The organism is Intestinimonas butyriciproducens (assembly GCF_016901775.1).
Lineage (GTDB): Bacteria > Bacillota > Clostridia > Oscillospirales > Butyricicoccaceae > Pseudobutyricicoccus.
In genome coordinates, this window is sequence record NZ_JACJKW010000020.1 from 37,566 (window position 1) to 46,282 (window position 8,717).

Sequence of the window (8,717 nt, forward strand, 5' to 3'; positions counted from 1 at the left end):
TGCAGATTTCATCGTTCTTCCGCCAGAATGTAAATTTTCCGGAAACTTATTATGAATAATTTGATGGTCTCAGTATAGCATAGTTGCAATGAAATTTCCACAGCCTTTCCGGCAAAATCTGTGAAAAACAGCTGCCATTCCATTTTTTACACAAAGGAAAAAATCCCGGACAAACCGCAAAACGGTCTGTCCGGGATTTTCACACATGGAAATTTTATTCAGCTTATGCTGCTGACCGATTAGTACATATCCATGCCGCCGGCTGCGGGAGCTGCAGGAGCGGGCTCCTTCTTCTCGGCCACGATGGCTTCGGTGGTCAGCACCAGAGCAGCCACGGAAGCGGCGTTCTGGAGGGCAGAGCGGTTGACCTTGGTGGGATCCACAATGCCAGCCTTGATCATGTCGCAATAGACCTCGTTGTAGGCGTCGAAGCCATAGCCCACACGCTTGGCATTCTTCACCTTCTCGATGACAACGGAGCCGTCCACACCGGCGTTGACAGCGATCTGCTTCATGGGCTCTTCCAGAGTCTTCATGACGATACGCACACCGGTCTTCTCGTCACCTTCCACCTTGGTGACCAGTTTGGCCACAGCGGGGATGGCGTTGACATAAGCGGTGCCGCCGCCAGCTACGATGCCTTCTTCCACAGCAGCGCGAGTGGCGTTGAGGGCGTCTTCGATGCGCAGCTTCTTTTCCTTCATTTCGGTCTCAGTGGCAGCGCCCACCTTGATGATGGCAACACCGCCGGCCAGCTTGGCCAGACGCTCCTGGAGCTTCTCACGGTCGAAGTCGGAGGTGGTGTTCTCCAGCTCGTTGCGGATCATATCCACACGGGCCTTGATGGCTTCGGGATCGCCCAGGCCGCCCACGATGATGGTGTTCTCCTTGGTGACCCGCACAGTGGTGGCATGGCCCAGCTGATCCAGAGTGGTATCCTTCAGATCCAGACCCAGCTCGCTGGAGATCACTTCGCCGCCGGTGAGGGTAGCGATATCCTTCAGCATTTCCTTTCTTCTGTCGCCGAAGCCAGGAGCCTTGACGGCCACGCAGCTGAAGGTGCCCCGCAGTTTGTTGAGGATCAGGGTGGACAGGGCCTCGCCCTCCACATCCTCAGCGATGATCAGCAGCTTGCGGCCGGCCTGAACCACCTGCTCCAGCAGGGGCAGCAGTTCCTGGATGTTGCTGATTTTCTTGTCGGTGATGAGCAGATAGGCGTCATCCAGCACCGCTTCCATCTTCTCGGTGTCGGTGGCCATGTAGGGGGTGATGTAGCCCCGGTCAAACTGCATGCCTTCCACCACTTCGCTGTAAGTCTCAGCAGTCTTGGACTCTTCCACAGTGATGACACCGTCAGCGGTGACCTTCTCCATGGCCTCAGCAATCAGCTTGCCGATGGACTCATCTCCGGAGGAAACAGAGGCAACACGGGCGATGTCCTCGGTGCCGCTGACAGCCTGGGAGTTGAGACGGATGGCTTCGATGGCGGTATCCACAGCCTTCTGGATGCCCTTCTTCACAACCACAGGGTTGGCGCCTGCGGCCACATTCTTCATGCCCTCACGGACAAAAGCCTGAGCCAGCAGGGTGGCGGTGGTGGTGCCGTCGCCGGCCACATCGTTGGTCTTTGTGGCAACTTCCTTCACCAGCTGAGCGCCCTGGTTCTCGAAGATGTCCTCCAGCTCCACTTCACGGGCGATGGTCACGCCGTCATTGGTGATCTGGGGTGTGCCGTACTTCCGGTCCAGCACCACATTGCGGCCCTTGGGGCCCATGGTCACTTTTACTGTATTGGCCAGCTGATTGATGCCCCGCTCCAGGGCCCGTCTGGCGTCTTCACCATAAAGGATTTCTTTGGACATGATGGTTTTCCTCCTCTATTACTCAACAATGGCGAGAATGTCGTTTTCCTTGACAATGATGTATTCATTGCCTTCGATCTTCACTTCGGTGCCGGAGAATTTGCTGGTGATGACTTTATCGCCCACCTTCACCTGCATCTTGTTGTCCTTGATGCCAGGGCCCACAGCGATGACCTCGGCCACCTGGGGCTTCTCCTTGGCGGAGCCGGTCAGGATAATGCCGCTCTTTGTTGTTTCTTCCGCTTCTACCATTTTGATGACCACACGGTCAGCCAGCGGTTGCAGTTTCATATGGGATAACCTCCTCAATGATAATCCATTCAGAAATGGTTTAGCACTCATTACACCGGAGTGCTAACACAAGTATTATAATATGCCACCTGCCGGAGTTTTTCAAGCCCCCATTTTAAAATTTTTTGTGAATGGCTGGATACCGAAGGAAAAAATGCCATCTTGTCTTCCTTCCCTTTCCATGATAAGATGCTCTGCGGAACTCTTTGCAAAAGAAAAATGCCGGTTGGGGGAATGGGGAACCATGAATATTTTCATTGCCATTATGCTGATTCTGGCACTGCTGGGGCTGCTGGACAAAATCGCTGGCGGCCGGATGGGTCTGGGAGCCGAGATCGACCATGGTCTGGCTGCCATGGGAAGCCTGGCTTTGTCGCTGGTGGGCATCTATGCCATCGGCATCACCGCTGTGCAGCACAGCGCCGGGGCCATTGCCCACCTGGAAAAGCTGCTGCCCTTTGACCCTTCCCTTCTCATCGGCAGTCTGCTGGCCCCCGACCTGGGCGGCTATTCCATTGCCAAGCAGATGGCATCCACGCCGGCCGTGGGACTGTTTTCCGGGCTGGTGGTGGCTTCCTGTCTGGGCTGCACCATCAGTTTCGTGCTGCCCATTGCCATGTCTGCCATCAAAAAGGAAGACACCCCCGCTATGATGCGGGGCATTGTGCTGGGCATTGTCACCCTTCCCGCCGGAGTGGTGCTGGGCGGCCTGCTTCTCCGCCTGCCCTTTCTCACCCTGCTGCGGAACACCGCCCCCATTCTGCTCATCTGCCTGCTTTTGTGTCTGGCTCTGTCCCGGTTTCCCCAAGGCACCACCAAGGCTTTGCTCTGCATCGGCCGCGGCGTACAGATCCTCAGTTTCACCCTGTTTGCCCTGGTGCTGGCCGGCCTGTTCATTCCTGCCTGGCAGGTGGCTTCTCTGGACCTGGTGAACGAAGCACTGGTGGTGGTCATCAAGGTCACCGGCGTCATCTGCGGAGCCATGGTGCTCTCCCACCTGGCCCTCACCCGCTTCAGCCCGCCCATGCATTGGCTGGCCCGGAAAATGCGTATCAATGAACCGGCGGTGGTGGGACTGCTTCTGTGCCTGGCCACCAGCGTTTCCATGTTGCCCCTCTTTGACCGGATGGACAGCCGGGGCAAGGCGGTAAACGCCGCCTTTTCGGTGAGCGGCGCCTTTGTATTGGGGGGACAGCTGGCCTTTGTCTCCAGCCTGGAACCCTCCCGGGTGGTGGCCATTTACATGATCTCCAAGCTGGCCGGCGGTCTGTGCGCCATCGCCGCAGCCCTTCTCACCACCCCCGCCGAAATGGAGGAATGAGTTTTCCTATCCCCCTTTCCGTAAGATGGATTTTTCCGCAAAGCAGTGCTATACTGTTTCTGTCACCGGAAGGGAGTGAATGGATATGTGCGGTGGTATCATCTCCCAAAAGATTGCATAAACCCATGTAAATAGACAAAACACGGAACAATATTTACATGGGAGGACCCAAACATGAAAGAAAACAAATACGATAACGAAGTTTTTTTCCAGAAATACAGCCAGATGCTCCGCTCTCAAAAAGGCTTGCAGGGTGCAGGGGAATGGTCAGAACTTGAAAAAATTCTCCCGGATTTCTGTGGAAAAACCGTTCTGGACCTGGGATGCGGCTACGGCTGGCACTGTAAATACGCCGCCCAGCACAAGGCTGCATCGGTGCTGGGTACTGACATCTCCCACAAGATGCTCCAAAAGGCCCAGGAGATCAACTCCGCGCCTCAGATCCAATACCAATGCGCAGCCATGGAAGACTTGCAGTTTCCCCCTGAGACCTTTGACATCGTCCTCAGCTCCCTGGCTTTCCACTATGTCAAAGACTTCGGGCCTTTGGCGGAAAACATTGCCCGTTGGCTGAAAAAAGGCGGTCACCTGGTCTTTTCCGTAGAACATCCGGTTTTCACTTCTTCCGGCCCTCAGGACTGGTACTATGATGAGAAGGGGGAAATTCTCCACTTCCCTGTGGATAACTATTACTATGAAGGCCCCCGCAAGGCCATCTTTTTGGGAGAGCCGGTTGTCAAATACCACCGGACTTTGACCACCTATCTGAACACATTGCTTCAAAATGGGCTTACCTTGCAGCACATTATCGAACCTCAGCCCCCTGCTGAAATGATGGACATCCCAGGCATGAAGGATGAAATGCGCCGCCCCATGATGCTGCTTGTGTCCGCTATGAAAGACTAATTTTTATCTTTGCATACAAAAATCCCGGAACCACAGAGTTCCGGGATTTTGTTATCTTTTTTAATCCACAAATAGTTCCGGTGTTTTGGGCTCCTGGAAATTGGCCTCCAGCCACATCCTGGCCTTGTCCAGTCCCTCGTCCTCAAAGAACTTGGCCCCCACCGGGCAGTGCTTCACACAGGCAAAACAGGCCAGACAGCCTTCGCCCACTGCTTTGGGGTCCTGGGGATCGATGATCTCCATAGGGCAAAGAGAGGCGCACAGACCGCATCCGGTGCAGCTGTCCTTGGTTTTGGGATGGCGGGAAGCACCGGCGCCCCGCTCTTTGTAGGGATGGTTCCCCGGTACCTTCACCAGGGTTTTGTCCCCTTTCTGCCATTTTTCTGCCGCCTTTTCCCCCAGCTGCCGGGCCAGAGCCAGGTCGCTTTCATCGGGACGGCCTCCCGCCAGGGCGCTGGTGTAGGTGTGCTCCGCCACGAAGGCGCCTGCGGCGATGGGCACAAAGCCCTGCTTCTGAAGCCGCTCCACCCCTTCCAGCAAAGCGTCCTCATAGGCCCGGTTGCCGTAAACCGCCAGAACCACCGCCGGGGTGTTCTCCCCCGCCAGATGGGTCATGGTCTCTTCCAACAGAGCGGGCATCCGTCCGCCATACACCGGATAGGCCAGCACCAGAAGATCCTCTGCTCCAAAGTGATATCGGGCTGCCCGGTCATCGGGGCGATTAAGAGACAGCTCTCCCACCGCGCAGCCAGCGGAAAGGGCGATCTGCTTTCCCACTTCCATGGCGGCTTTTCTGCCGCCGCCGGTGGGGCTGAAGCTCATCACATGAACATTTCCCACTTTTCATTCCTTCTTTCTCTATTTTTCCCGGCGCTCCACCTGGACTCCCCGGGGCACGATAAATTTCATTCCCTGGCGCAATACCGCCTGCAAGCGAGGGGTATAGGCGATCTCTCCGTCCAGATTGACGCACAGATCCTTCCCATCCCGACGGCGGATCTCCATTTCGTGGGCCGGAACTCTTTTGATATACTGGGGATATTGATACCCCAGGCCCTTTTTATAAGCCCCCACCACCTGGGCCGCCGTCATGCGGCCTACTTTGCTCACCAAAAGCACATCCAGCTGCCCATCCTGAGGATCCGCATCGGGCACGGGGCAGAAGCCGCCTCCATACCACCGGCCATTGGCGGCAAAGATCATGGAATAATCTCCGTCGTAGCTCTTCCCATCAATGATAACCTGGTATTCTTCCCCCAGGCCCCGGAGAATGTTTTCCGCCGTCGAAAAGACATAGGGCCACTGTCCCCGGCACAGAGGCAGGCGCTTGTATTTCCGCATTCCGGCTGCCACCCGGGCATCGATGCCCACCGACAGCACATTCACTGCACCGCCGCAGTTGGTTTCCACATAATCCATGGGCAGTTCTTCCCCTTTTGTCAGCTCCGGCAGCTGGAAAAACCGGTTCATCTGCCGGCCGAACACCTTGATGAAATCGTTGCCGGTACCGGCAGGGAAGTGCCCCACTGCCACATTCCACATCCCAAAGGCTCCCCGGGCCGCTTCGTTCAGCGTGCCGTCGCCGCCGCAGGCGTAAAACCGCAGATGCTGTCCGCCCCCTTGCAGACAGGCCTTCCGCACCAGTTCCACCCCATGGCCCGGGTGCTCGGTGACCAGGATCTCATATTCCAGATTCTGTTCCAGAGCGGCCTTGCGGCACACCCCGGCCAGTTCGGCCTGACGGCCCCGGCTTCCCGCCGCTGGATTGATCAAAAAGATGTGTTTCATCTTCTCTTTTCCCGCCCCTCTTCCACAGCCTGTTTATAATACATAAACAGCTGGCATTTGAGCATTCCGTTATAGAGCTTCCGCCGCTTGTCCGCCTTGGCCCCAAAATAAGTCTCGAACTCCGGATCGGAAGTGATGATATACTTTTTCAGTCCCGGGGTCTGGTGCAGCGCCCGGCCCAGTCCGTCATAAAGGGCCCGGGCTTCCTCCTGGGTGGACAGCCGCTGACCATAGGGAGGATTGGTGAGCAGCACCCCTTTCCGGCCGGTATAAGGCAGTCCCAGAGCGTCGGCCCTGCGAATGGTGATCAGGTCTTCCACTCCGGCCCGGCGGGCGTTCTCCCGGGCCAGCTCCACCGCTTCTCCCGAAATGTCGCTGGCGGTGATGGGCAGCCTTTCCCGCACTTCTTCTCCCAAAGCCCGCTGACGCTCTTCCTCCCAACAGGCGTTGTCCGCAAAGAGCCAGCTTTCCCCTTCAAAACTCCGGCGTGCTCCAGGCGCAATACGGCAGCACACCATGGCCGCTTCGATGGCCAAAGTGCCGGAACCGCAGAACGGATCGATCATCTCTTCCCGGCCGCGGTACCGGGTGATCTTCACCAGGCTGGCCGCCAATGTCTCCCGCAAGGGAGCCTGCTGGGTGGCCAGACGGTATCCCCGTTTATAAAGGGGTGCGCCGGTGGTGTCCAGATAGATCTCCGCCTGATCCTCCAGCAGCGCAAAGCGGATCTGGTATTTGACCCCGGTTTCAGGGAACCAGGACAGGGCATAGCTCTCCTTCAGACATTCCACCACTGCCTTTTTGATGATCCGCTGACAATCGGGAACACTGTGCAGCTGGGAGCCTACGCAATAACCTGCCACTGGAAAAATGCTGTCCTGTTGCAGATAGTCGGCCCAAGGAATGCTTTTGACCCCTTGAAACAGATCTTCAAAGGTGTAGGCCGGAAAGGAGGCCAGGCGCAAAAGCACCCGTTCTCCGCAGCGCAGACGCACATTGGCCCGGGCACACTCCGACATAGGTCCTTCAAAATAGACCCGGCCATTTTCCGTCCGGACTCCTTCAAAATGCTGGTAGCGCAGCTCATCGGCCACCAAGCCTTCCACTCCCAGAAGACAGGGAACACAAAAGGTATAGTTCATGTTTCTCTCTTTCTCCTCTTCCCTGCGGCCTGTGCCGCATCTATCCTTTATTATCGCAGATTTTTCCCCTCCCGGCAATGGTCTCACGGTCTTTGGAAAAACTTTTTGCGGCGCACCGCCGCTCCCATTCTTTTCTTTGCTCCGGCGGGCCCTATACGCCCCGGAAAGAATATTTGCTTGCGGGCCTTCCGCCATTGGAAAGCGCAAAAGCGGCGGGCTGCCGCCCGCCGCTTTGGAATTTTGTTTACTTATTTGCTGATGATCAGGCCATAGCCGCCGTTCTGGCGCTTATAGACCACGCTGTACCGGTCATCTTCCTCATTGTTGCGGAAGAAGAAGAACTGGTGATCCAGCAGGTTCATCTGCAAAATGGCCTCCTGGACGGTCATGGGCTTGACTTCAAACTCCTTCACCCGGATCACATCATAGATATCCTCGGGAGCCTGATCCTCGGCCAGCATCTGCAGCTCCGCCGGTTTGTCAAAAGCGCCCTGGCGCAGCCGCTTCTCCAACCGGGTCTTATTTTTCAGGATCTGCCGTTCGATGCTGTCCACAGCACCGTCGATGGAGCCATACATATCATGGCTCTGCTCCGAGGCCCGGAAGAGCATCCCGGCGTGGGCCACGGTGATTTCAGCGATGTACCGGCCCCGCTCCATGGAAAAAGTCACTTTGGCGCTGTTGTCTCTATCAAAGTACCGCTCGAGCTTTTCGCATTTTTTTGTTGCATATTCTTTCAGCTCGTCGGAAATGGAAACCTTTCTCTCTGTAAAGGTCATCTTCATAGTCAGCACTCCTTTGTTTTTTGATGCGCTACGCTCTATTCAGTTTTCTTGGTAATATTATAGCACATATCCAGGCAAAAGCGAGACCTTTTTGTGATTTTTTCATTAAAAAATCAAGCCAAAATCTGATTATCCCTTGAAAACACTGTATCCACGGGCATTTCAGACAGGTCAAAACCACCTCATTTACTACGATTTTACTACTGTTGAGTGAGCCTTGACACGCTGAAAGACCACGAAATGCCGAGATATGGGTACAGAGCCTGTCAATCGGGGCCTGCCCCCCTTGACCATATAACTGAATACAGACCGGCCATCTGCCGGGGCAACGCCATGGGTAACACAAACCTGTGGCGTTTTTTATGCCCTGCCGGGGGCACGCAAAACTGTATGAAAACGGGTGGGAAATCCCCTGTTTTTTCGCCTGTGGGCGGCGCAAACGAGACCGCCCATATTCCTTCCCTCATGGGAGGCCAAGCGGCGATACAGGGGCGCAAACCCGCCGAAACGAATACTTTTCAAAACCGAAGGAAGGAGGTATCCAATATGGCGGTATTCCGCATTGAGAAAACCCGCGATTACACGGTGATGTCCAACCATCACCTGCGGGACAAGTCGCTCT

8 protein-coding genes and 1 pseudogene are annotated in these 8,717 nt (G+C 55.8%); 3 read left to right on the forward strand and 6 right to left on the reverse strand.

Translation table 11 applies throughout. The features are described from left to right. Positions 1-239 precede the first annotated feature (239 nt). Together groL and H6A25_RS10625 are read right to left on the reverse strand one after the other, a co-directional pair. Positions 240-1,862 (reverse strand): chaperonin GroEL, encoded by a 1,623-nt coding sequence (gene groL / locus H6A25_RS10620; protein ID WP_204752100.1) that lies wholly within the window; start codon positions 1,860-1,862, stop codon positions 240-242. 18 nt (positions 1,863-1,880) lie between these two features. Beyond that, positions 1,881-2,153 (reverse strand): co-chaperone GroES, encoded by a 273-nt coding sequence (locus H6A25_RS10625; RefSeq protein WP_204752101.1) that lies wholly within the window; start codon positions 2,151-2,153, stop codon positions 1,881-1,883. A 244-nt stretch (positions 2,154-2,397) separates the two neighbouring features. Here H6A25_RS10625 and eutH point away from each other — a divergent pair, with 244 nt between their 5' ends. Further along, entirely contained in the window at positions 2,398-3,474 is a 1,077-nt protein-coding gene (gene eutH / locus H6A25_RS10630) for an ethanolamine utilization protein EutH (protein WP_204752102.1), read from the forward strand. A gap of 174 nt (positions 3,475-3,648) precedes the next feature. After that, entirely contained in the window at positions 3,649-4,380 is a 732-nt protein-coding gene (locus H6A25_RS10635; RefSeq protein ID WP_204752103.1) for a class I SAM-dependent methyltransferase, read from the forward strand. Positions 4,381-4,440: 60 nt separating this feature from the next. Here H6A25_RS10635 and H6A25_RS10640 read toward each other — a convergent pair whose 3' ends face one another. From H6A25_RS10640 to hpf, 4 genes are all read right to left on the reverse strand, one after another. Then, positions 4,441-5,220, reverse strand: coding sequence for a 4Fe-4S binding protein (locus H6A25_RS10640; RefSeq protein WP_204752104.1), 780 nt, complete (start codon positions 5,218-5,220; stop codon positions 4,441-4,443). An 18-nt stretch (positions 5,221-5,238) separates the two neighbouring features. After that, complete coding sequence (locus H6A25_RS10645) at positions 5,239-6,168, reverse strand: diacylglycerol/lipid kinase family protein (RefSeq protein ID WP_204752105.1); 930 nt, start codon at positions 6,166-6,168, stop codon at positions 5,239-5,241. After that, entirely contained in the window at positions 6,165-7,310 is a 1,146-nt protein-coding gene (locus tag H6A25_RS10650; RefSeq protein WP_204752106.1) for a THUMP domain-containing class I SAM-dependent RNA methyltransferase, read from the reverse strand. The genes H6A25_RS10645 and H6A25_RS10650 overlap by 4 nt, the downstream gene beginning before the upstream one ends. Before the next feature lie 248 nt (positions 7,311-7,558). Beyond that, positions 7,559-8,095 carry a ribosome hibernation-promoting factor, HPF/YfiA family gene (hpf, locus tag H6A25_RS10655; RefSeq protein WP_204752107.1) on the reverse strand — a complete coding sequence of 179 codons (537 nt, stop codon included), beginning with the start codon at positions 8,093-8,095 and terminating at the stop codon, positions 7,559-7,561. A gap of 390 nt (positions 8,096-8,485) precedes the next feature. On the opposite strand from hpf, the pseudogene H6A25_RS10660 reads away from it, so the two are divergent. Beyond that, positions 8,486-8,717, forward strand: a pseudogene (locus H6A25_RS10660) (helix-turn-helix domain-containing protein); the annotation flags it as partial.

Bases quoted from the DNA above. Each gene is read 5' to 3' on its own strand.
- H6A25_RS10645 (WP_204752105.1), bottom strand. From the start codon at position 6,168: ATGAAACACATCTTTTTGATCAATCCAGCGGCGGGAAGCCGGGGCCGT.
- H6A25_RS10635 (WP_204752103.1), top strand. From the start codon at position 3,649: ATGAAAGAAAACAAATACGATAACGAAGTTTTTTTCCAGAAATACAGC.
- H6A25_RS10650 (WP_204752106.1), bottom strand. From the start codon at position 7,310: ATGAACTATACCTTTTGTGTTCCCTGTCTTCTGGGAGTGGAAGGCTTG.
- H6A25_RS10625 (WP_204752101.1), bottom strand. From the start codon at position 2,153: ATGAAACTGCAACCGCTGGCTGACCGTGTGGTCATCAAAATGGTAGAA.
- eutH (WP_204752102.1), top strand. From the start codon at position 2,398: ATGAATATTTTCATTGCCATTATGCTGATTCTGGCACTGCTGGGGCTG.
- hpf (WP_204752107.1), bottom strand. From the start codon at position 8,095: ATGAAGATGACCTTTACAGAGAGAAAGGTTTCCATTTCCGACGAGCTG.
- groL (WP_204752100.1), bottom strand. From the start codon at position 1,862: ATGTCCAAAGAAATCCTTTATGGTGAAGACGCCAGACGGGCCCTGGAG.